Genomic DNA, 21,390 nt, shown 5'->3' on the forward strand with positions numbered 1-21,390 from the left:
ACATTGACACAACCGTCGAAAAATGACCCAAGTAAGTTCCCCAAAAACAAATAATAGCAAAGTCAGGATAATTACAAAGGTTTTAACCTCAGCGATTAAGCTATGGTTAAGAAGCCAATTAAACCAAGTATCTCATTTAGAGGTACAGATCACAGCAAGCGATCGCCAATTGCTTTCTGGTTGTATTCCCAGTGTATTTATTTCTGCCAGTAACTTGGTATATCAAGGTCTGCATATTACAGAAATCGAACTTCACGCAGAAAACATCCAACTGAATGTGGCCTCAATATTAAAAGGACAACCTTTGCAATTATCAGCAATAGTACCTGTGGTTGGTAAGCTGATCATTACAGAACAGAATCTGAATAACTCCCTTTCGTCTCCATTATTGTTAACGGCTGTAAATGATGTACTGATTCCACTATTAGCAGAATACAGCCCAAATTCCAAGTCCATTACTTGGCGAAAAATCACCCTTGACAATCAGCTACTAATTCTGCATGGTATCCCCATCTCTGAGATAGAAGGGGCATTCTTCAATATTTATTTAGGCTTAGAACTACTTAATGGTCAAGAACTGCAATTAACACAGATTCAGGTCAAGACCGATCAAGAGATGCTTTTAGCAAGGAATTCTCCTTATATTATAAATTTAGGAACAGATGTTGATTTTGAGAAAATTTCTCTGATGCCAGGACAACTCAGTTGTTATGGACGTATCAACATTAACCCATAAACATCAAAAAATCCAAACTCAATATTCCCTGAATTTACTTTAAATTATATGGCTTATTATGAGTTACATCAGCAACTGAAGATTAAATCTTATCTTAGTTCGAATTACAGCGTTTTTTCTAATAAAGGTAAAAGTAATGTAACGAAATAATACACTAAAGGCGCAGTGAAAATATAGCTATCAGTGCGATCTAAAATCCCTCCATGACCGGGGATCAATTGCCCTGAATCTTTCACACCAGCATCACGTTTAAGCAAGGATTCTGTTAAGTCACCTAATAAACTAGCAATACCAATAATTAAACCCAATGTTATCCCAGTGATTAACCAGTAGGGAAAATGCAGAAAGTAAGATCCTAATATAGCAACAGCTACACTGGCAGTAATACCGAAAACTGCACCTTCTACAGTTTTTTTGGGACTAATATCTGATAACCGAGTTTTACCGAAGAATTTGCCAAAAGTATAAGCACCAATATCAGCAGCCCAAATACATAAAAATGTGAGGATAGTTGCTGTTAAACCTGTTGGGAAAGAAGTAAAATTGCCTTGTCCAATATCTTGCCAATTAGATGGCCAATAACCACCTAAAGGTAAATTACTGCTAATAGTATGTTCAATTCCCCGTAAGCGTACCCAGTAACTTGGTAAGTAACCTACATAAAACAAACCCATAATAGAAGCGGAAATATCAGCAATGGTGGCTAATTTGGGTTGAAAAAGCAGGTAAAAACAAATAAGTGTCCCGGCTATGGGCATAATTGCATCAGCTAAACTACTATTAAGGGTACAAATTGCTAGTAAAACTTGACTAACAATCATAGTAATTTTGACTGAGGGTGTTATGCCTCGAGAACGCACCAAATTAAAATATTCTTGTTGACCTAAAAATACGACAATAGCGATCGCTACTGTAAAATACCAACCCCCTAAGAGGGTTGCAGATAGCGCCATGATAATCGCAATAATTCCACTAATAATTCGAGGCCAGGGCATAGGATAGTATTTTGGATTTTAGATTTTGGATTTTGGATTCCATCCAAAACCGAAAACCGAACGAGTTTAATCTAGTTTCTCACCACTGAGAATGAAAATGGGATCGGCTGCTACAAAGGTTTGAGAATAGCCCCGTGTTTCTAAGCGATTTACCGCTGACTGGACAACTTCAATATTCCTAACTCTCAATTGAGAAAAGCTTTGAGAAATAGCATACAGACTTTCTAGACTAGCAGCAGTGGCGACCACTCGGCCAGATGTTGGTAAATATTGCCAGGCAGCTTGGACAATTTCCTGTATGGCTTTTCCACCTTCAATGCAGATCCGATCAGGTAGTAACTTGATTTGATCTAAGCATTCTGGGGCGCTACCTTCAATTACTTCGACGTTTTTGACTTCAAAGCGATCGCAGTTGCGTTTAATTAGATTAGCAACATCCTCATCTCTTTCGATAGCAATCACCCGTGCTTGGGGACACAATAAACCCACCTCTATAGGAATTGTACCTGTTCCTGCGCCAATATCCCACAATACAGAATCGGCTTGTAGTCGCAATTGGGAAATTAACAGCAATCTTAATTCTCGCTGACTGAGGGGAATACCTGGTAAATTCTCAAATAATTCGTCGGGAATACCTGGGGTAATATAAGGCCAAAGTGGGGAAGGCATAAGCAATTAAAAATTAACAATTAAAATTTAACAGTTGGGAAAGGGGAAGATAATTTTGGTAGTTATGCTCATCAATGACATCAGGAAACTGCAATGATGAATAGGGAAATATTAGCCGACCGCTATGAAGTTCAACAACAGCTAGGCAAAAAAGCCGGGAGAAGGACTTTTTTAGCTACTGATTTAGTAACTGGAAAATCGGTAATTGTCAAGTTACTTGCTTTTAGTAGTGATTTTGAATGGGATGATCTGAAGTTATTTGAGAGAGAAGCTCAAACTTTAAAATCTTTATCACATCCCTGTATCCCTCTTTACTTAGACTATTTTGAGGTAAATTCCCCTGAATATAAAGGATTTGCCCTTGTTCAGACTTATATATCGGCCCAAACCATAGAACAATATTTACAAGCTGGGAGGAAATTTACAGAAATTGAAGTTAAAGAAATTGCTAAAGCAGTTTTAGAGATCCTTAAATACTTGCATGAGTTAAATCCACCTGTTGTCCACCGTGATATTAAGCCTAGCAATATTTTATTAGGAGAGCGCTCTGGCAATAGTATTGGTACAGTTTATTTAATAGATTTTGGTTCAGTTCAGACCGTCCTAGCAGCAGAAGGAGGGACAAGAACTGTTGTCGGGACCTATGGTTATATGCCACAGGAGCAGTTTGGAGGGAGAACTGTTCCTGCTTCTGATCTTTATAGTTTAGGATGCACAATGATTTATTTGGTGACTGGTACTAACCCAGCAGATTTACCCCAAAAGGATTTTCGCATTCAATTTCAGCAAGTTGCTAATATTAGTCCTAGTTTTGCTAACTGGTTGCAGCGAGTCACAGAACCCAGTTTAGAAAAGCGGTTTTCTACAGCAACTCAAGCCCTCACCGCTTTAGAACAGGGAGAGGGAGAACATACCAAAATTACAGCTTTAGCTGTTGGTAAACCAGCAGGTAGTGAAGTTCAACTTACAAAAAATCAAGATTTTTTAGAAATTATTATTCCTCCGGTTTGCTCCGAATGCTCAATAGTTTTTTATAATTTGTGTTTTGGCACATTTTTTAGTTCATTTGCTTCACTTAGTTTATTATATTTTATTGGCCTTAGTTATTCACATTTTCTCGACAATATAGTTCGCACGATAGGTCTTCTCACGATGCAAGCGGCCTTGCACTTACCTTTTTTGATTGGAGGATTTTCGATGATCTATTCTGCATTATATCACTTATTTGGTAGTAGCGGGATACATATAGATCAGCAACAAATCACCGTTTATAATCTCTTGTGGAAATGGAAAACTCCCCGCAGTCGTTCAGCTTTTAGGAAAAATATTCATAAACTGGTTTATACTCCACAATATTACACTAAAGGTGAAAAACGATATGGACATCAAGAGCAAATTCTAGTCCCAGCACAATTGGTGATTTGGGCAGGATCTGAAAAATTTGAGTTATGTGTCATTAAATCTGAAGCAGAATTAGAATGGTTAGCTAGAGAATTGAGTCAGTGGTTAGATATGCCAATTAGAACGCAATAAATTCTCTAGTTAATTACAGTGACTCAAAAAGGAAAATCATCATGTTTGGATTAGGATGGCCGGAAATAGTGATAATTGCCATAGTTGCAATTTTGATTTTTGGACCCAAGAAAATTCCTGAATTGGGGGGAGTTTTGGGAAAAAGTATCAGAAGTTTCCAAGAAGGAATGAAAAAATCTGATGAAGATCATAATTCAGACAAAGAAAACTGAGATTAGGTAAAATAACGAGAAATAATTAGATCCCAGACTTTACCAAAAAATCGGGGATCTTTGTGTTTAGAATTTGCGAAGAATAGCAATCTATCTTTCTGTAATCGAAAAAATCTGAAAATTTTTAATTTCCTAAATGTCTTCTGTATTCACCCCCAAATCACGTAATTTTTGCGCTAATCTTTCAGCTTTTAATCTTTCTTTTTGCGCTAATTCTTCAGGAGTTGGTAATCTTTTTCCCTGTTCATCATACCAATACAACCATTCTCGCGTTCGTCCTAAATATGTACCCCGTTCTCTTCCTAATGCTAAACCTATTTCTGGCATCCATACCGGTGAATTAGGCTGCAAGATATATTCACTATTTTCTAATTTATAAATTTCTAAAGGTTGACGTTTGCGGCGATATTGACGAGTCGGTACATAAATTGCATAATATAAAATCCCTAATTTCGCATAATCAACTTTCTTTTTTTCATACTCGCCACCATAGGTTTTAGAAACTACTTCTAACGCCAAAATAGGCGGAATATTATCTTCTTCCCAAAAGACATAACTTAACCGTCCTTCTTCTCCAATAAAGCGTTCTACTCCCAAACTCAAAAATCCATCGGGAACTAATGCTGGTTGACTTGGTGCGTAGTAAATACCCATATCCACACCGAAAAACCAATCATTACGGTTATTCCAAAACAAAGCTAAAATCGCTTCTAATAAATTGGGAATCAGGTTTTGTAGTTCGTTATCCACTGGAGTATCATCAGAGTCAAGAAGTTCGGCGGAAGATGGCAGACATTCACGCAATTGGTAATTTACCATAATAGTCTTCACCATAACTATGTAAATTTATTTTATCGCCAAAATACTCATACATGATAAGCAGTAATTACCTTTTTTCTATCAGGAGTATAAATAGATTCTACTATTGGGTATTGTTCATGAACCCACCAAACTTTAATTCTGTTACCTTGTGCTGGAGCAGTTCCTGATATAGAATAACCAGCATCAATCATTAATTTTTCAAATTGATTTGCATCTAAAATTGTACATTTAAACTTTGGTAGTCCCTCTATTTGATGCTTATTGAGGGTCATAACTACCATTATAAGTTGAAAATATCTTATAACCTGGTAATACTAAAGCCACACCTAAATTACAGTGAATCTTACCTGGATATCTGTAAGGTTGATCATCAGGAACAGCCCCACCAAACCGAATATGTATTCCTGGTAGCCATAAGTAAAATCCAGGAATTAATAAGTCCATACTGTAAGCTATTTCTCTCATTGCTTCATTAGTGAAGTTATTGCTTATCAGTCTGAAATTGGTGTTTGTAATGTTCAACATAAGTTTTCAATCTCCAATTAGAATTGTGACAATAAAAATTAGTGTCAATTAATAATCAAATAAAAATCCTGTACATCCTTTCATCCTGGGTATCCTGATTTGTGACAATTTAATTTAGGCATAAATTGGTTGCACTTCAAAGACAAACCGAATACTAGTACACTACGGCGTAAATAAACCAACCATGATAAATCTCCCAAAAGCCTATACTGTATTCGTTTTGACTTTTGACTTTTGACTTTTGACTTCCGCCCTGCGGTGCTAGGATGTTCACTTAATCCAAAATCATTGAGATTTTCCCCTTCCAAGTGCAAAGACACTGCTTCAGTCAAATTGCTGACAACTGCATCCAAACTACCACCTTGGGTAACTACAGATATTTCTACACATTCTGCAACATAACCAAAATCATAAAACCTCGTGGGAAGTGGGAAACTCAGTCCCTTTAGGGACCAGAGGGAAGCGGCTCAAGGGATTTTAATCCCCGTCAATCTTAAAATGTGTAATCGTAGCCATCTTTGCGCTGAATGATTTTGCAATATTTAGGTAGAGTCGAGGGGGAATATTATTTCCCGCCCCTCTCTGTTAAATCTGGGCGTGCAGCTTTCGCTGCACCCAGCTTCCGACGTTCTTAGCTTTTGCGTTTGCTCATGTGAGTATAATCGTGGCAGCTTTCGTGAATTGCTAGAAGGTTTTTAGGTTTACCATTCTTATGGTTTCCATCTATATGATGTAAATGTACCTTCTCATCATTGAGCAATTTCAGTCCACAATGACCACATTTATGGCTTTGCCGTTTAAGGGCTTTAGAGGTATCGTTGTTATAGAGCTTGCTGTTACGCTCGCTCCAATAACTCAAATCTCCGTCGTAGGGTGATTTCTCACCTTTGACATTGATATGTTTGTTTTCGGAGTAAGGGACTGCTGGGAATGCCTTCTTTATTAGCACCTGGCTAGTAAGGCGGTTCTGTTTAGTTTCCTTGTTGAATACCTTAAATGCTCTGTGATTGATGTGCCATAGGGAGAACCTTGACCCGTCCATCTTGCAGAAGCGGTGGTAGTTCCTCCAACCTCTAACTACAGGGGCTAATTTCTCCGCCTTTGTGGTAGCACCATAATTCGAGTTGTTGACGATGTGTTTTACTTTCTTGCGAAAAGCCTTAAAGTTATCCACTGAAGGGACACATCTAAACTTTCCGTTTTTCTGGACTTTAAAGTTCCAGCCGAGGAAATCAAACCCATCTGTCGCGGCGGTTAGCTTTGTCTTTTTCTCGCTGACTTTCATTCCCCGCTCTGCTAGGAACTGACTGATTTTGTCAAGTATTTCTGTGGCATCGTCTTGGGGTCTGAGTATTATTACCATGTCATCCGCATAACGGATTGTTGGCTCTATAATCTGTTCCCTTGAGGTTTTGTCTGTAATTCTGTTCTTAGATATCACATGATATCTATGAATACTTTCAATCCCATTTAAGGCGATGTTGGCTAAAAGTGGACTTACCACGCCCCCTTGGGGTGTTCCTTGTTCAGGAAATTCTGGGTTGACTCCGGCTTTGAGACATCGGAAAATTCCTTGTCTTATGCTCTTAGGAGCGATGAGTCTATCCATTATGGCAGTGTGGTTTATCCTATCGAAGCATTTCTCGATATCGAGTTCTATAACTCGTTTATCTTTTCCATTGCAAGCTGAACGTAGATTGTTAAACAGGATTTTCTGTGCATCATGTGCCGAGCGTCCTGTCCTAAACCCGTAGCTGTATGCGTGGAACGTTGCCTCGTGTGCTGGTTCTAATGCGTACTTGATAAGGCACTGATATGCCCTGTCCGCAATAGTAGGGATTTTCAGTATCCTGGTAGTACCGTCCTTTTTGGGGATAGGTATTTCTCTTAGCCGCTGGTGTTTCCAGTTGCTAACGGATGCTTTTAGCAGTTCATTAAGCTCGAAGCGTTCCTTAAAGGTAAGGGACTTTTTGCCATCAATTCCTGCGGTCTTTTTCCCAGCGTTTAGCTGTGATACTTGACGGATAGCCAGTAATCTTGCTGCGGTTGATTTCAGAATCAGCTTTTGTAGGGACTTTGCTTTACGCTTGTCTCCAACTTGAACCGCTTTATACACTCGTTTTTGTAGGCGGAATAAGTTACGGCGGAATTTCTTCCACGGTAACGTCTTCCAAGATTCACTAGAGTTGTCTCTGTGTCCAATCATGCTCTGCTCCAATTTGTGTATTCTGAACACCTCAGACCAATTACGGTCTGTCCTACCCGAATTGAGGGATTTCCGCTGCTCGTCCAGCCTACTTAGGGTTCGACCGCCCTTAGACCATCAACCCGTTTTTATTCGTTCCCTCGGTTGATTGTTAGTTCCGTTAGGTGTAGCCATTTCAACTATTAGAACCCCTGGACTCTTGCCGATACTTAGTTAAAGGTTCGGCGGGGTTTTTAGCTCTAATGAAGTCAGGTTTTATTGTTGTGTCCTGCTTAGGCATAAGTTGCTTTTTGAGGCTCTGTTTCACCGTAGGAACTCCCCATTAGCACCAGTGTCACCCCACAACGGATATCTGATTGCGCCCTGTTCCTAGCTTCGACCTCCCGAAACCGAGTCGGGTCATCGTAGGCAGATAGGGAGTCATACCTGAGTCTGGTAGATGGGACTTACACCCATATCAGACCGAGAGTTCAACCTTTCCTCTATTACTAGAGTTGGGTTGGTTAGCTTATGTACGGGCTGGATACCGTGATTCAGCTAACAACGAATCGCACTAACTAATGCCCTGAACTAATTTTGACGCAGAAATATTGAAAGAACCTGTTGCTCTAATTGCAACACGACCAATATATTTACCGATTTTCTTCCCAGTAGTAACAATTGCTTTCACAATATCACCGGTCTGAAAACCTTTAACAAATTTAATTCTCGGCACATATCGAGATGGAAAACCAAACTTGTCAGTCCGACACATTTGACGAGTTCCATGCCCTGTTGCTTTGATTAGCAAAGGCTTGTTCGTTAAAATTTCCAATTCTCCAATTTGTCCAACACAAGCAGCATCTAGCCAATGAGTTTTAGGAAAGTTTAATCTAGTTCGGTTGAACTTAGTTTGACCACCAGAACCAGTGGAAACGGGTAAACCAGTTTCTTTGAGTCGGCTAAACAATGCCCAACGGGTAGAGTTCACAGCCGCTGCATCTTTTAAAGGTCGTTTTGCTTGTGCCAGAATACATTTGAGAAGATCCGGTTTCTTAGCCAGGAAGTCTTTAATATCCTGAGTGCCTTTTTTGATATTGCACTTCTCGCAAGCAAGACAAAGATTAGAAATTCAATTAGTGCCACCTCTGGCTTGAGGATGAATATGCTCAACTTGCAAGGGAACATTCTCAATCCCACAGTAAGCACATTTTCTCTGCCATTTTTCTAGTAGATACTCACGGACTTCGTACCCGGACAAAGTGCCTTGCTGATATTCAATACCTGATATTTCTGGATTGTCTATTTGTTGCAAGTCAAACCTGACAAGCTCTTGAGATATCCTTGTGATGGGAGCAAACTTAATGAGTTTGTTAACCCAAGTGAAAGTAGTCTCAACTCGATGCTGCAAACTTGGAGCTAACCAATTTTTTGTCCTAGTTCTATTCAAGAATCTGGCTTGACGATAGCGAGTATGGCGGTTTCGTCTCCCCCTGCGGAGTGAGCGACGGGATTCTAGGGACGCTTTAATTGCATTTCCTCGATGAGAAAGTTCTCCACCAAAAATGATTTTTTCTCCCTGAATCAATGCTATGCCCGTAGTTTTGGAACCAGGGTCTATTTTGAGTTCTATTGGTTGGTTAACAATATCTGAGCATGACTTGTTTAAGATGATAGTAAAGGGATACCTCCTAAATAAAGCAGCTTTTCCAGAATCCAATAATTTCCTTGCTACCGAGGGATGACAAGGGCTTAAAGGTTGTTTGTTTGTGTCGAGAACTAATGCGTAATTTGACATTTCTGCCTCTCTGATTGCTCAGGTGATGTTCGCTTCGACCTTGTTATTTGAGCTTGCTTGAGCTTGCAACACTGTTTCAGTGACTTTAAAACTGTTTAATTACAAACGACAGAGCGGAAAACTAGCGTCGCATTCTCCGGTGTCTTGACTCAAATAACGGCTACCCTAACCTTCGGTATGCTACGCAAACGATTATGCTCAGGGTGGTCTGGTCAGTATAGCTTGCTTGATTACTCTTACAAGCTCAGTGGCTTTAGCCCTGAGTTACTGACCACCTTGATGAATGATTGCTGTAATGCTTTCTTTGTTCATATTTGTCAGAATCAGGATATCCAGGATTTGAGGATGTACAGGATTGAATTTTTTAAAAGCTGTTATATATGGGCGACACAGATTCCCACTTTTTTATGATATGTCAATATTGATATTTTGTCAAGTGTTTTTTGGGTAAAAAGTTTGTTGGAATGAGGATTTTTTCAGAAGTTTGATTTGGGGGATATGATAATTTTTGGATGTTATATAAATGATGATGTAGCTGATTTTTAAAAGATATGATAGTTAATCAAATAAAAATCCTGTAAATCCTTTAATCGGTGGATATCCTGATTCTGACAACATCCTGTAAATCTTCAAATCCTGGGTATCCTGATATGGCTTGCGCCACGCTACGCTATCAGACAGTTAAATATTGAGGCGCGGGCAAGATGCCCACCCCACAAGATGATAGAATTATCTAAACTACAACCTTTTCTAAAATCAATTTAGAGCGCTTCATTTTTTCAGGAATAGCAACAGGATAATCACCAGTAAAACAAGCCGAACAGAAACTATTAGTATCTTCTCTGGTTGTTTCTAGCATTCCTTCCCAACTCAAATAAGCCAGACTATCAACTTGTAATTGTTTGGCTATTTCCTCGACTGATTTTGTCGCTGCAATTAATTGATCTTGGGTATCGGTATCAATCCCATAGAAGCAAGGATGAGTTACAGGAGGAGAAGAAATTCTCATGTGGACTTCAGCGACACCAGCATCACGCAAGGCCTGCACGAGTTTACGGCTAGTAGTTCCCCGGACGATGGAATCATCAATGATTACTACTCGCTTACCGAATAAGACATCTTTGAGGGGGTTGAGTTTCATTTTAATCCCTGACTCCCGCATGGCTTGGGTAGGCTGAATAAAGGTGCGGCCGACGTAGCGATTTTTAATCAGTCCTTCACCATAAGCAATACCAGAAGCTTGGGAATAACCAATGGCCGCAGGGATACCAGAATCAGGGACACCGAATACTAAATCAGCTTCTACAGGAGCTTCTGCCGCCATTTTTCGTCCTAAGCGCATTCGATAACTGTATAAAGTTTCGTTGTGCATGAGGCTATCAGGACGAGCAAAATAGATCATTTCAAAGATACAAAGTTTGCGTTCTGGCTGTTGATGCCACTGAAATGATTCTAAACCAGTTTCTGTAATCCACACTAATTCCCCAGGGGCGACATCCCGCAGATATTCTGCACCGATAATATCTAAACCGCAAGTTTCGGATGCGAGAACATAACGCAGAGGTTCGCTATCTAACGTACCAATTACTAAGGGACGAATCCCGTTAGGATCACGGACTCCCATCACACCTACGGGTGTACCAATAGTCAGGCTAAATGCTCCATCGCAACGATGAAAGGCACTGATAGCTCCTGTTACCCAATCTGCACCGGCGTTGACTTCCTGAGCGATCGCATAAGCAATCATTTCTGAGTCGGTGGTCGTGATTAAGTTAAACTTATCTTTAAGTAACTCTTCTCGCAGTTTTACAGTATTGACTAAATTTCCATTATGTGCTAGAGCCAATAAACCTAAACGAGTTTCCACCACAGCAGGTTGGGCATTAACTCTGCGACTAGAACCGGTAGTGGAATAGCGAGTATGTCCAACTGCCAGATTTCCGGGTAATTGATCTAAGATGGTTTCATTGAAGACTTGAGACACCAAACCCATATCTTTGTGCTGGTGAACGTGGGGACCTTCAAAGGTAGCAATCCCAGCAGATTCTTGACCCCGGTGCTGAAGCGCATACAATCCAAAGTAGGTCAATTTAGCAACGTCTTGTTCTGGGGCGTAAATGCCAAATACACCACAAGCCTCTTCTGGCTTGTCAGGGCGATCTTCATCACTGTTAATTGGGTTGTTGGCAATTTCGGGGTATTCAATGGGAATCATGCTGGTATTGCTCCTGGTGGGGTGTCGAGTCACTGGGAATGGGGAACAGGGAAGAGGGAAGAGGGAACAGGGAACAGGAAATAATTAATTTTCCTCCTGATTCCTATCTTCTTAACAAATCTTTAACCATCCATTAAAACAGTATCGTAAATTGGTCAAGGATTAAGTGTAAATTGTAAATTTTCTTCAATCCTTGGTTTTTGATATCTATTAGGTATTAGTGTAGATAGCGAGACGTTTAGCGATCGACTGAGAATAGCTATCGTTCATATCTTCAAGACTAATCTGGAGTAATTTGTGGTTATCAGCCGTTAAAATTGCCAAACTAGCAGAATTAGCCACTGTTCCCAATTTTTGCCAACTCTCTGGTAAATGTTCCTGTAAATAGGATTCCCATTTTTCTTGGTTTTCTTCACTCACAGAAACTAAAATTCTTGCCCCACCTTCACCAAATAGCACTTCGTCAAAGCGGGAATCGTGATTTGCAGAAATCGGGAAATTAATCTCAGCACCCAAATTTCCCGAAAGACAAGATTCCGCTATAGCTACAGTTAAACCACCTTCAGCCGAATCATGGGCAGAATTTACCCAACCTGCGCGAATCCCTTCACGACAAGCTTTTTGTACCCGACGTTCTAAATCAAAATCAACTCTTGGTGGTTTTCCAGCAATAGTTTTATGAATAGTTGCCAAATATTCAGAAGCACCCAATTCAATTGTAGATATTTTGGCCGCCTTTTCTAGATGAGACTCTATAGCCCCCCTTTCTAAGGGGGGTTGGGGGGATCTCCATTGCACAGGTAAACCCAAAAGGTAAATTACATCCCCGACATTTTGCCAACCTTGTCCGCAAATTTTGGTTAAATCAGGAATCAACCCCACCATACCCACAACAGGAGTCGGGTAAATTGGTTGAGGATTACCTTGGGCATCAAAAGTTTCATTGTAGAGAGAAACATTTCCCCCAGTTACTGGCGTTCCCAACTCACTACAACCCTCGCTCAAACCCCGACAAGCGGACGCTAATTGCCAATAACCAATGGGTTTTTCTGGGCTACCAAAATTGAGGTTATCCGTCACCGCAATGGGTTCAGCACCCACACAACTAAGATTCCGAGCAGCTTCTGCTACCACTGCCTTAGCCCCTTCATAAGGATCTAGATAAACATAACGAGAATTACAATCTACCGTCGCTGCAACCCCCGATTTTAGATTTTGGATTTTGGATTTTGGGGTTCGGGGTTCTTCTAAAGGACGTAAACGAATAACAGCCGCATCTGCACCACCGGGTAACAATACGGTATTATTCTGAACTTGATGGTCATATTGGCGATAAACCCAGCTTTTAGAAGCAATGGTAGGAGTATCTAGCAAAGTCAATAGAATATCATTCCAACTTTGCAAACTTCCCGCAATCTCAATACCTGCAACAGTACAAGAAGGTAAACTATCACTTGTCCATGTCCAAGCTTTTTGGGCATATTCGGGGGGTTCTGCTAATAATTCCCGTTCATACAAAGGCGTATTTTCTGCTAAAGCATCAGCCGGAATTTCTGCGGCAATTTCCCCTTTAAACCAAATCCTGACAATGGGTTCTTCTATTACCGTACCGGCAACTACCGCTTGTAGTCCCCAACGGTGGAAAATATCAATTAATTCCTGTTCTCGTCCCTTATGGGCAACAAACAACATTCTTTCTTGAGATTCCGAAAGCAGATATTCATAAGGTATCATTCCCAATTCCCGGGCTGGAATTTTATCTAAATCGAAATCAATGCCGACTCCACCTTTAGCAGCCATTTCGGAAGTTGAACAGGTAATACCCGCAGCACCCATATCTTGTGCCGCAACTACAGCCCCGGTTTTAAATGCCTCTAAACAAGCTTCAATTAAAGATTTTTCTACAAATGGATCTCCTACTTGGACAGCAGGACGATTATCCATTGATTCCTCGGTTAATTCGGCACTGGCAAAACTTGCGCCGCCCATGCCATCTCTTCCGGTGGTTGAACCCACATACAGCACGGGATTTCCTAAGCCTGAAGCCCCTGATTTGACAATTTCCGACGTTTCCATCAATCCTAACGCCATGACGTTGACAAGGGGATTTCCAGAGTAAGCAGGGTCAAAATACACTTCACCACCCACGGTGGGGACTCCAACGCAGTTGCCATAATGGCTTATGCCTGCTACAACGCCTGCAAACAATCTTTGGGTTTTGGGATCATTCAAATCTCCAAAGCGAAGAGAATTTAATAAAGCTATGGGACGCGCCCCCATTGTAAAGATATCTCTGAGGATACCACCAACTCCGGTGGCTGCTCCTTGGAAGGGTTCAACGGCAGAAGGGTGGTTATGGGATTCTATTTTAAATGCTAATTGTAGTCCGTCGCCGATATCCACAACTCCGGCATTTTCACCAGGTCCGACGAGAATGCGGGGTCCTGTGGTGGGAAACTGTTTGAGTAAGGGGCGGGAATTTTTATAACAGCAATGTTCTGACCACATCACCCCAAACATACCTAATTCGGCTTTGTTGGGATGGCGACCTAGGCGGCGGACAATTTCGGTATATTCGTCTGGTTTGATGCCTTCTGAGGCTATTTCTTGGGGAGAAAAGGGATTTTCTGAGGTGGTTGTCATGGCAGTTATGCACCAAGGGGACAGAGGAATATTCTATCTTTTTTGACGCAGTTCTGATATTTTCATCCAATTACATTTTTTTTACTAGGTTATAAATAAAATCATCTGAACTATGATTTTTGTGATTTTTGTGATTAAGATGATTTTTTTAACATTATGTTAATTTGACTATTTAAACAAAAACTTCTACTTCCTGGGCGATACTTGTCGGTTGAGGAATTGGTAAACCTTCTTCTATTAACCCTTCAATATGAAATTCTTCTGAACTATGATTTTTGTGATTTTTGTGATTAGGATGATTTTTTCAACATTATGTTAATTTTACTATTTAAACAAAAACTTCCACTTCCTGGACGATAGTTGTAGTTCGAGGAATTGGTAAACTTTCTTCTATTAATCCTTCAATATGAAATTCTTCTGAACTATGATTTTTGTGATTTTTGTGATTAAGATGATTTTTTCAACATTATGTTAATTTTACTATTTAAACAAAAACTTCCACTTCCTGGACGATAGTTGTAGTTCGAGGAATTGGTAAACTTTCTTCTATTAATCCTTCAATATGAAATTCTTCTGAACTATGATTTTTGTGATTTTTGTGATTAGGATGATTTTTTCAACATTATGTTAATTTTACTATTTAAACAAAAACTTCCACTTCCTGGGCGATACTTGTTGGCTGAGGAATTGGTAAACCTTCTTCTATTAACCCTTCAATATGAAATTCTATGGCTTCAACAATCATTTGTTGAACTTCTACTAATGTTTCGGCAACTGCTACACAACCTGGTAAATCAGGAACATAAGCCCCATAGCTGGTATTTCCTTTTTCAATTACTACTGTATAACGCATTATTATTCCTCCAATTGAGCTTGTCTCCAAATACTTTTTAATGTACCAATGGGTACGTCAATATTCGGTTTACCGGAAACTGTAACTGTACCAAGTTTACCAAAATGTTTAAACTGTCGGTGACTCCCTCTAGTTCTTGCTAAATACCAACCATCAGCTTCTAGTCGCTGAATGACTGCTCGTAATTTCATGTTAACGTTTATCTGTGATAAATAGTTTCTGAATCTTGTACAATTAACTAATTATATGAAGTGTTTTTTAGCCAGTATCTTAGTTTGCCATTTGATGGTAAATCGGCTGTAATTTACGGCAGTATTCGTGCTAATTTAGAAGCTAAAGGTACTCCTATTGGTGCTTATGATTTACAAATTGCTTCTATCGCATTAGCAAATGATTTAATTTTAGTTTCACATAATTTAAGAGAGTTCAACCGTGTTGAAAATTTAAAAACTGAAGATTGGGAAATAATAATTTGAGCTATGTATTCTATTACTGGTTATTTTATGATTTTCTTGTTTATAAGCGACGTAAGCGAGTTGAGAAATACAAGCAATTCCTAAAGAATATATATCAAATTATACAAAACAGCTTAGGAGTATTACAAGCAACAACCGCCCTCATCGGTGTAGGAACAGTTGCAGGTGTAGCATTAACAGCAGTGAACTTACACCAAACCCTGAAAATGCGGAAAGAAGTTGAGCAAATGCGGTTAGAGGTCAAAAATGGCTTTATTGATTTGAAACAAGCCTTAAAAGACCAAGGAGCAGAAATTAGACTATCAAAATCTTGAAAATCTACCACATTATTTGTTACTAAAATCACATCATTTGTGAGCGCAATAGAGGCAATTTGACCATCAATAAAAGCAGGAGTTTTACCAACCTTAGATAACCTTGCTCTTTGCTGGGCGTGATATTGTGCTGCTTTGAGATTATAATCAAATAAAGGAAGTTGTGCTAAAATCACATCATTTATATAATCCTCTATATCTTGACGTTTTTTAGACAAGGAAAGACGTAAACAACCATATAACATCTCGTGGATAACTATGGTAGCGGTAGCTGTTTCTTGTCTATATAACCTGAGCTTTTCCATTACTTTCTCATTCGGTTGAGGGCGTTTAGCCTCAGATAAGATGTTAGTATCTAGTAAATATTTTAGAGTCATAAATTAACATCTCTCCCTGGTGACTTATCCCGAAGATTTTCAAAAATATCATCATCAATACTTTCTAAATCCACTCTTTGTCTAAATTCTTGTAAAGCAGACCAAAAATCATTAACTTCTTGATTATCAGATAGACAAATTGGTTTTTGAACTGATAATTGAGATTTGAGAAATTGAATAAAATCTAAAACTTCTTGTTGTTTATCTATGGGTAATTCTCGAAAGTTTTCTAAAACTGTTTGTTCAATAGTCATAAGAATACCTCTGCTAAATGAGATACAATTATATTATAGAACTCCTATTTAATTTTTGAAAAATATGTTCTCTTCGGACTCCACTACAAGAATTGTCCATTTTTGGGTTATGTAGTTTAAGTATGTTTTATTTCTGAGTAAATGGTTTTATCTAGCGTCTTATTAGTTCGCTTTTTTTATATATGACAGAAACACCGATACAAAAACCCAATATTCCCCAACTTCCCACATTTACCTCCATTCCTGAAGAAAGATTACATCGTCAACAACGACTAGCGGCTGCATTCCGTCTCTTTTCCCGATTTGGATTTGATGAAGGTGTGGCCGGACACATTACAGCGCGTGATCCAGAAAACCCCGAACACTTTTGGGTAAATCCCTTTGGAATGAACTTTGGTTTAATTCGAGTTAGTGACCTAATATTAGTTAATCAGCAAGGTGATGTAATTTACGGTAATCGTCCAGTAAATCGCGCAGCTTTCGCTATTCATTCTCAAGTTCACGCAGCCCGTCCTGACGTGGTAGCCGCAGCCCACGCTCATTCTATCTATGGTAAAAGCTGGTCTAGTCTAGGTCGTCTTCTTGACCCCCTCACCCAAGATGCCTGTGCTTTTTACCAAGACCATAGTATATTTACTGATTATACGGGAGTTGTTCTTGACCCGGAAGAAGGCAAGCGCATTGGTCAAACTTTAGGCAAAAATAAAGCTGTCATTCTCCAAAATCACGGCTTATTGACAGTCGGTAAGACTATTGATGAGGCTGCTTGGTGGTTCATCACTATGGAGCGCTCTTGTCAAGCCCAATTATTGGCAGAAGCAGCCGGCAGACCTAGAGTAATTAAACCAGAGTATGCTAAGATAGCGCATAGTCAAGTCGGTTCTGCTGAGTTGGGTTGGTTTAGTTTTCAATCTTTGTATGAGATGATTGTGCGCCAAGAACCGGATTTTTTGGAATAACTTCTGTTGCGGTTGTAGGGGTTATGGGTGGGATGCAACATGATTTGGGGTGCAATTTGGGGTGCAATTTGGGGTGTAATTTAGGGCGCAATTTAAGGCGTAATTTACAGCAATTTCCAATCATATAAGGTACATCTTAGCCCCCTCATCGCTTGCGGGGAGGGGGTTGGGGGTGGGGTTGGGGGTGGGGTTCTTGTTCCAGGTTTGATGACAATTTGCTGTAGGGCGCAATTTGGGGCGCAGGCCCTGCGCCCCTACGGGTCAACTGAATTGTTCGATAATTCCTCCACCTAATACCTGATCTCCATCGTACCAAACGGCGGCTTGTCCAGGTGTGATGCTGAATTGCGGTTCATCAAAGACTAAACGCACGCGGTAATCTGCTAGGGGAATGACGGTGACGGGTACGGGTTGGGAACGATAACGGATTTGCACTTCAGCGCGTATGGGGGTAGCAGGTTCAGCTATGGAAACCCAATTTACTCGATTTACTGTACATTCTGATTGTGTGCCTTTGGTGCGATCGCCTACAACTACCTTGTTATTAACTGCATCTAATTCAATCACATACAAGGGTTCAGCCGCAGCAATGCCTAAGCCTTTTCGCTGACCGATAGTGTAATGATGAACACCATCATGTTGACCTAAAATTTTACCAGTTTCATCAACAATATCACCTGGTTTGGGAGCTAAATATTTATCTAAAAATGCCCGCATAGAACCATTGCTTTCTACTAAGCATAGATCTTGACTTTCTGGTTTATCGGCGGTTTTTAAGTTGTATTCGGTGGCGATTCTACGGGTATCGGTTTTATTGAGTTCACCCAGGGGAAAAATTGTCGCCCCTAATAAGTCTTGGGATAAGTCGTAGAGAAAATAGGATTGATCTTTGTTGCGGTCAACGGCTCGTAATAATTGGTAACGATTCGTAGCGTCATTGTAACGGATTTGGGCATAATGACCTGTAGCGATGCTGGTACATTCTAATTTTTCCCTGGCATATTCCACCATTGGCCCAAATTTCACCGTCTTGTTACATTGAGAACAAGGCAAGGGCGTAATTCCCACGCTATAACCTGTGACTAAAAAATCAACAATTTCCGTTTGAAAGACATCCCGAATATCCACAATTTCATGGGGAATGCTCAATTGTTCACAAATATCAGCCGCGTCGATCATTCCTTCAGAGCAACATTGCCCCTTGCCTTTCATCAGCCAAAGGGTTAAACCAATTACATCATAGCCCTGATTATGTAGAATAGCGGCGGCTACGGAACTATCAACGCCACCAGAAAGACCAACGACAACTTTTTTCATACTTTTAAAAATTCTTGCGGCTGATTTTGACAACAAAGAGGCTTTTTATTTAACCACAAGGTGCGAGACTGTCCGATTGTAGCACACATACCTACAAAGTCTGAAGAGGCAAAAGGAAAGTCTCCACATTGTCCAGATTAGTGAGAAAATAAAAACTTGCAATTATTCTTACCTTGTCTTGCTGACGGCTCAAAGGAATCTGACAAAAATGTGGCAAAGAATTACGTTCATTTTATTATTGGTGTTGAGCTTTAGCTTGAGTAGTCCCAGTTTAGCTAATGCGGCTGCACTTAATAGCTTTGTGGATAGTGCTGACGGGTATCAGTTTTCTTATCCTAATGGTTGGTTACAAGTTAAAGTTGGTGATGGACCTGATGTGGTATTTCATGATTTAATTGAAGTATCAGAAAATGTTTCTGTGGTCATTAGTCCTGTTCCCAGTGGCAAAACTTTGGCGGAATTGGGAACACCAACAGAAGTTGGTTATAAATTAGGAAAAGCGGCTCTTGCTCCTGTAGATTCTGGCCGGACTGCTGAATTAATCAATGCGGCTGAACGGGAAGTAAATGGTAAAATTTACTATTTTCTAGAATATGAAGTTAAATTTCCCAACGGACAAGAAAGACACAATATCTGTAGTGTGGCTGTAAGTCGTGGTAAGCTGTTTACTTTTAATGCTTCCATTCCTGAAAGACGTTGGAAAAAACTCCAACGGATGATTGATGAAGTTGTGAGTTCTTTCACTGTTTATTAATAATTAGCACTGCTGGTAATTGACAATTAACAATTATCAATTACCAAAAATTACTTATACAGAAATCTATGAAAATTCCCCAATTTGTGCTTGCTTCTGCATCTCCTGCTCGGAAAAAATTATTAGCAACTGTGGGAATTAAACCTATTGTTTGTGCTAGTGATTTTGATGAGTCGCAAATTACCATTACTCAACCAGAGGAGTTAGTAAATACTCTGGCTAAATGTAAAGCGGAAACGGTTGTTTCTCGATTTCCATCATCTTTAATTATGGGTTGTGATTCGGTTTTAGCTATTGATGGTAATATCTATGGTAAACCAGCAAATGCTCAAGAAGCGATCGCTCGTTGGCAATTTATGCAAGGTAATTTTGGTGACTTGTATACAGGTCATGTTTTGATTGATACTACCAACCATCGAACTCTGGTGAAATGTCAAGTTACTAGAGTGTACTTTGCAGAAATGAGCGATCGCGCTATTCAAGCCTATGTAGCTACAGGCGAGCCGCTTCAATGTGCTGGGGCGTTTGCTTTAGAAGGGTTTGGGAGTTTATTTGTCGAAAAAATCGCAGGTTGTCACAGTAATGTAATTGGTTTGAGTTTACCCCTATTGCGGCAAATGATCGGGGAATTGGGATATGAAGTTACAGATTTTTGGGGATAATTCATTAGACATCTGGTGAAAATTAAATATGCGTAATCTAAAACTCTTGTAGAGACGTTTCAATTTAGCATAGTAAGTCCCGAAGAGCCATAATTATTTGGAGATATAAAATACAATTTAATCATATAAATCAAAAAAATCAAAAAAATCATAGTTCAGACAATAATTATTTGGAGATATAAAATACAATTTAATCATATAAATCAAAAAAATCAAAAAAATCATAGTTCAGACAATATGATTGTAAAATAGCAAATAGATTGTATTTTCCAAATAATATGTCTTCTACTCCTTCCCTCAGAGAACAACAACATCCCCTGATTCATCAACTGGCTGATTGTATTGAAGCAGTTTGGCATAAACACTTAGATTTGTCACCATACCATTTACCTGCGGAATTGGGATATGTAGAAGGTAAATTAGAAGGGGAAAAACTGATTATAGAAAATCGCTGTTATCAAACTCCCCAGTTCCGCAAAATGCACTTAGAATTGGCCAGAGTAGGGAATATGTTAGATATTCTCCACTGTGTTATGTTTCCGCGTCCAGAATATGATATTCCCATGTTTGGCTGTGATTTAGTGGGAGGTAGAGGTCAAATTAGTGCCGCTATTGCCGATCTTTCTCCTGTAAACTTAGAGCGGATTTTACCAGATGGTTATAATTCTCAACTCAGTAAATTAACCACATCCCACTTTTCGCAACCACGTGAATTACCAGAATGGGGAAATATATTTTCTGATTTTTGTCTTTTTATTCGTCCTGCGTCTCCAGAAGAAGAAACTATTTTTCTTTCCCACGTTCAATCATTTCTAGAAATACATTGTACACAAGCGATTGCATCTAGTCCAGTTGCACCAGAAAAAGTAGCTGCAATTATAGCTGGACAGCATAACTACTGTACCAAACAACAACAAAATGACAAAACCCGTAGAGTTTTAGAAAAGGCGTTTGGTTCAGATTGGGCAGAAAATTATATGACTACAGTTTTATTTGATTTACCAGAATTACCGATGTAATTTCCGGCAAGTTTCTATAAAATTAGACAATGATTATTGTGATTTAGAGGTTGTTTGAAAACTTTTTCGTGT

The 21,390-nt window shown here is 39.6% G+C and carries 20 protein-coding genes and 2 pseudogenes; 8 read left to right on the plus strand and 14 right to left on the minus strand.

The features are described from left to right. The first annotated feature begins 22 nt into the window (after window positions 1-22). Window positions 23-736: a DUF2993 domain-containing protein gene (locus EZY12_03210; protein QSX68722.1), complete on the plus strand. Its 714-nt coding sequence runs from the start codon at window positions 23-25 to the stop codon at window positions 734-736. Window positions 737-840: 104 nt separating this feature from the next. Here the strand turns inward: EZY12_03210 and EZY12_03215 are convergent, their stop codons facing one another. Next, window positions 841-1,731 carry a phosphatidate cytidylyltransferase gene (locus EZY12_03215; GenBank protein QSX68723.1) on the minus strand — a complete coding sequence of 297 codons (891 nt, stop codon included), beginning with the start codon at window positions 1,729-1,731 and terminating at the stop codon, window positions 841-843. 66 nt (window positions 1,732-1,797) lie between these two features. Beyond that, complete coding sequence (gene cbiT, locus EZY12_03220; GenBank protein ID QSX68724.1) at window positions 1,798-2,400, minus strand: precorrin-6Y C5,15-methyltransferase subunit CbiT; 603 nt, start codon at window positions 2,398-2,400, stop codon at window positions 1,798-1,800. A 96-nt stretch (window positions 2,401-2,496) separates the two neighbouring features. Here cbiT and EZY12_03225 point away from each other — a divergent pair, with 96 nt between their 5' ends. Together EZY12_03225 and tatA are read left to right on the plus strand one after the other, a co-directional pair. Further along, on the plus strand, window positions 2,497-3,933 hold the full coding sequence (locus EZY12_03225; GenBank protein QSX70491.1) for a serine/threonine protein kinase: 1,437 nt from the start codon (window positions 2,497-2,499) through the stop codon (window positions 3,931-3,933). A gap of 41 nt (window positions 3,934-3,974) precedes the next feature. Continuing rightward, the gene (gene tatA / locus EZY12_03230) at window positions 3,975-4,145 is read left to right on the plus strand and encodes a twin-arginine translocase TatA/TatE family subunit (GenBank protein ID QSX68725.1); all 171 of its coding nucleotides are present in this window, start codon (window positions 3,975-3,977) and stop codon (window positions 4,143-4,145) included. 132 nt (window positions 4,146-4,277) lie between these two features. On the opposite strand, the gene EZY12_03235 is transcribed toward tatA, so the two are convergent. The 9 genes and pseudogenes from EZY12_03235 to EZY12_03275 form a co-directional block, all read right to left on the minus strand. Beyond that, window positions 4,278-4,964 carry a Uma2 family endonuclease gene (locus EZY12_03235; protein QSX70492.1) on the minus strand — a complete coding sequence of 229 codons (687 nt, stop codon included), beginning with the start codon at window positions 4,962-4,964 and terminating at the stop codon, window positions 4,278-4,280. A 47-nt stretch (window positions 4,965-5,011) separates the two neighbouring features. After that, complete coding sequence (locus EZY12_03240; protein ID QSX68726.1) at window positions 5,012-5,239, minus strand: hypothetical protein; 228 nt, start codon at window positions 5,237-5,239, stop codon at window positions 5,012-5,014. After that, a complete protein-coding gene (locus EZY12_03245; GenBank protein QSX68727.1) occupies window positions 5,226-5,492 on the minus strand; it encodes a hypothetical protein in 267 nt (88 codons plus the stop codon). Before EZY12_03245 ends, EZY12_03240 begins: the two co-directional genes overlap by 14 nt. 631 nt (window positions 5,493-6,123) lie before the next feature. Continuing rightward, window positions 6,124-7,698, minus strand: a complete 1,575-nt coding sequence (locus EZY12_03250) for a reverse transcriptase N-terminal domain-containing protein (GenBank protein QSX68728.1) — start codon at window positions 7,696-7,698, stop codon at window positions 6,124-6,126. 553 nt (window positions 7,699-8,251) lie between these two features. Then, window positions 8,252-9,475, minus strand: a pseudogene (locus EZY12_03255) (RRXRR domain-containing protein). 733 nt (window positions 9,476-10,208) lie between these two features. Beyond that, window positions 10,209-11,690, minus strand: a complete 1,482-nt coding sequence (locus EZY12_03260) for an amidophosphoribosyltransferase (GenBank protein ID QSX68729.1) — start codon at window positions 11,688-11,690, stop codon at window positions 10,209-10,211. Window positions 11,691-11,900: 210 nt separating this feature from the next. Beyond that, window positions 11,901-14,333, minus strand: a complete 2,433-nt coding sequence (purL, locus tag EZY12_03265) for a phosphoribosylformylglycinamidine synthase subunit PurL (GenBank protein ID QSX68730.1) — start codon at window positions 14,331-14,333, stop codon at window positions 11,901-11,903. A 640-nt stretch (window positions 14,334-14,973) separates the two neighbouring features. Further along, window positions 14,974-15,186 carry a type II toxin-antitoxin system HicB family antitoxin gene (locus EZY12_03270; protein QSX68731.1) on the minus strand — a complete coding sequence of 71 codons (213 nt, stop codon included), beginning with the start codon at window positions 15,184-15,186 and terminating at the stop codon, window positions 14,974-14,976. 2 nt (window positions 15,187-15,188) lie between these two features. After that, entirely contained in the window at window positions 15,189-15,377 is a 189-nt protein-coding gene (locus EZY12_03275; GenBank protein ID QSX68732.1) for a type II toxin-antitoxin system HicA family toxin, read from the minus strand. 60 nt (window positions 15,378-15,437) lie between these two features. Here EZY12_03275 and EZY12_03280 point away from each other — a divergent pair, with 60 nt between their 5' ends. Beyond that, window positions 15,438-15,662 carry a hypothetical protein gene (locus tag EZY12_03280; protein QSX68733.1) on the plus strand — a complete coding sequence of 75 codons (225 nt, stop codon included), beginning with the start codon at window positions 15,438-15,440 and terminating at the stop codon, window positions 15,660-15,662. A gap of 292 nt (window positions 15,663-15,954) precedes the next feature. On the opposite strand, the pseudogene EZY12_03285 reads toward EZY12_03280, so the two are convergent. Beyond that, window positions 15,955-16,353, minus strand: a pseudogene (locus tag EZY12_03285) (type II toxin-antitoxin system VapC family toxin). Next, window positions 16,350-16,607, minus strand: a complete 258-nt coding sequence (locus tag EZY12_03290; GenBank protein QSX68734.1) for a DUF2281 domain-containing protein — start codon at window positions 16,605-16,607, stop codon at window positions 16,350-16,352. Before EZY12_03290 ends, EZY12_03285 begins: the two are co-directional and overlap by 4 nt. A gap of 182 nt (window positions 16,608-16,789) precedes the next feature. Here EZY12_03290 and EZY12_03295 point away from each other — a divergent pair, with 182 nt between their 5' ends. Further along, window positions 16,790-17,566, plus strand: a complete 777-nt coding sequence (locus EZY12_03295) for a class II aldolase/adducin family protein (protein ID QSX68735.1) — start codon at window positions 16,790-16,792, stop codon at window positions 17,564-17,566. Between the two features lie 261 nt (window positions 17,567-17,827). Here the strand turns inward: EZY12_03295 and mnmA are convergent, their stop codons facing one another. Further along, on the minus strand, window positions 17,828-18,883 hold the full coding sequence (mnmA, locus tag EZY12_03300; GenBank protein QSX68736.1) for a tRNA 2-thiouridine(34) synthase MnmA: 1,056 nt from the start codon (window positions 18,881-18,883) through the stop codon (window positions 17,828-17,830). 208 nt (window positions 18,884-19,091) lie between these two features. Here mnmA and EZY12_03305 point away from each other — a divergent pair, with 208 nt between their 5' ends. The 3 genes from EZY12_03305 to EZY12_03315 all read left to right on the plus strand — a co-directional run bounded on the left by EZY12_03305 (window position 19,092) and on the right by EZY12_03315 (window position 21,318). Continuing rightward, window positions 19,092-19,637: a photosystem II reaction center PsbP family protein gene (locus tag EZY12_03305; protein ID QSX68737.1), complete on the plus strand. Its 546-nt coding sequence runs from the start codon at window positions 19,092-19,094 to the stop codon at window positions 19,635-19,637. Window positions 19,638-19,705: 68 nt separating this feature from the next. Continuing rightward, window positions 19,706-20,299, plus strand: a complete 594-nt coding sequence (maf, locus tag EZY12_03310) for a septum formation inhibitor Maf (GenBank protein ID QSX68738.1) — start codon at window positions 19,706-19,708, stop codon at window positions 20,297-20,299. 278 nt (window positions 20,300-20,577) lie between these two features. Then, window positions 20,578-21,318, plus strand: a complete 741-nt coding sequence (locus EZY12_03315; GenBank protein QSX68739.1) for a phycocyanobilin:ferredoxin oxidoreductase — start codon at window positions 20,578-20,580, stop codon at window positions 21,316-21,318. Window positions 21,319-21,390 lie beyond the last annotated feature (72 nt).

It is taken from the genome of Dolichospermum sp. DET69 (assembly GCA_017355425.1).
Classification (GTDB): Bacteria; Cyanobacteriota; Cyanobacteriia; order Cyanobacteriales; family Nostocaceae; genus Dolichospermum.

Coding starts and splice junctions, on each gene's coding strand:
- EZY12_03210 (QSX68722.1), top strand. CDS start 23: ATGACCCAAGTAAGTTCCCCAAAAACAAATAATAGCAAAGTCAGGATA.
- EZY12_03215 (QSX68723.1), bottom strand. CDS start 1,731: ATGCCCTGGCCTCGAATTATTAGTGGAATTATTGCGATTATCATGGCG.
- cbiT (QSX68724.1), bottom strand. CDS start 2,400: ATGCCTTCCCCACTTTGGCCTTATATTACCCCAGGTATTCCCGACGAA.
- EZY12_03225 (QSX70491.1), top strand. CDS start 2,497: ATGAATAGGGAAATATTAGCCGACCGCTATGAAGTTCAACAACAGCTA.
- tatA (QSX68725.1), top strand. CDS start 3,975: ATGTTTGGATTAGGATGGCCGGAAATAGTGATAATTGCCATAGTTGCA.
- EZY12_03235 (QSX70492.1), bottom strand. CDS start 4,964: ATGGTAAATTACCAATTGCGTGAATGTCTGCCATCTTCCGCCGAACTT.
- EZY12_03240 (QSX68726.1), bottom strand. CDS start 5,239: ATGACCCTCAATAAGCATCAAATAGAGGGACTACCAAAGTTTAAATGT.
- EZY12_03245 (QSX68727.1), bottom strand. CDS start 5,492: ATGTTGAACATTACAAACACCAATTTCAGACTGATAAGCAATAACTTC.
- EZY12_03250 (QSX68728.1), bottom strand. CDS start 7,698: ATGATTGGACACAGAGACAACTCTAGTGAATCTTGGAAGACGTTACCG.
- EZY12_03260 (QSX68729.1), bottom strand. CDS start 11,690: ATGATTCCCATTGAATACCCCGAAATTGCCAACAACCCAATTAACAGT.
- purL (QSX68730.1), bottom strand. CDS start 14,333: ATGACAACCACCTCAGAAAATCCCTTTTCTCCCCAAGAAATAGCCTCA.
- EZY12_03270 (QSX68731.1), bottom strand. CDS start 15,186: ATGCGTTATACAGTAGTAATTGAAAAAGGAAATACCAGCTATGGGGCT.
- EZY12_03275 (QSX68732.1), bottom strand. CDS start 15,377: ATGAAATTACGAGCAGTCATTCAGCGACTAGAAGCTGATGGTTGGTAT.
- EZY12_03290 (QSX68734.1), bottom strand. CDS start 16,607: ATGACTATTGAACAAACAGTTTTAGAAAACTTTCGAGAATTACCCATA.
- EZY12_03295 (QSX68735.1), top strand. CDS start 16,790: ATGACAGAAACACCGATACAAAAACCCAATATTCCCCAACTTCCCACA.
- mnmA (QSX68736.1), bottom strand. CDS start 18,883: ATGAAAAAAGTTGTCGTTGGTCTTTCTGGTGGCGTTGATAGTTCCGTA.
- EZY12_03305 (QSX68737.1), top strand. CDS start 19,092: ATGTGGCAAAGAATTACGTTCATTTTATTATTGGTGTTGAGCTTTAGC.
- maf (QSX68738.1), top strand. CDS start 19,706: ATGAAAATTCCCCAATTTGTGCTTGCTTCTGCATCTCCTGCTCGGAAA.
- EZY12_03315 (QSX68739.1), top strand. CDS start 20,578: ATGTCTTCTACTCCTTCCCTCAGAGAACAACAACATCCCCTGATTCAT.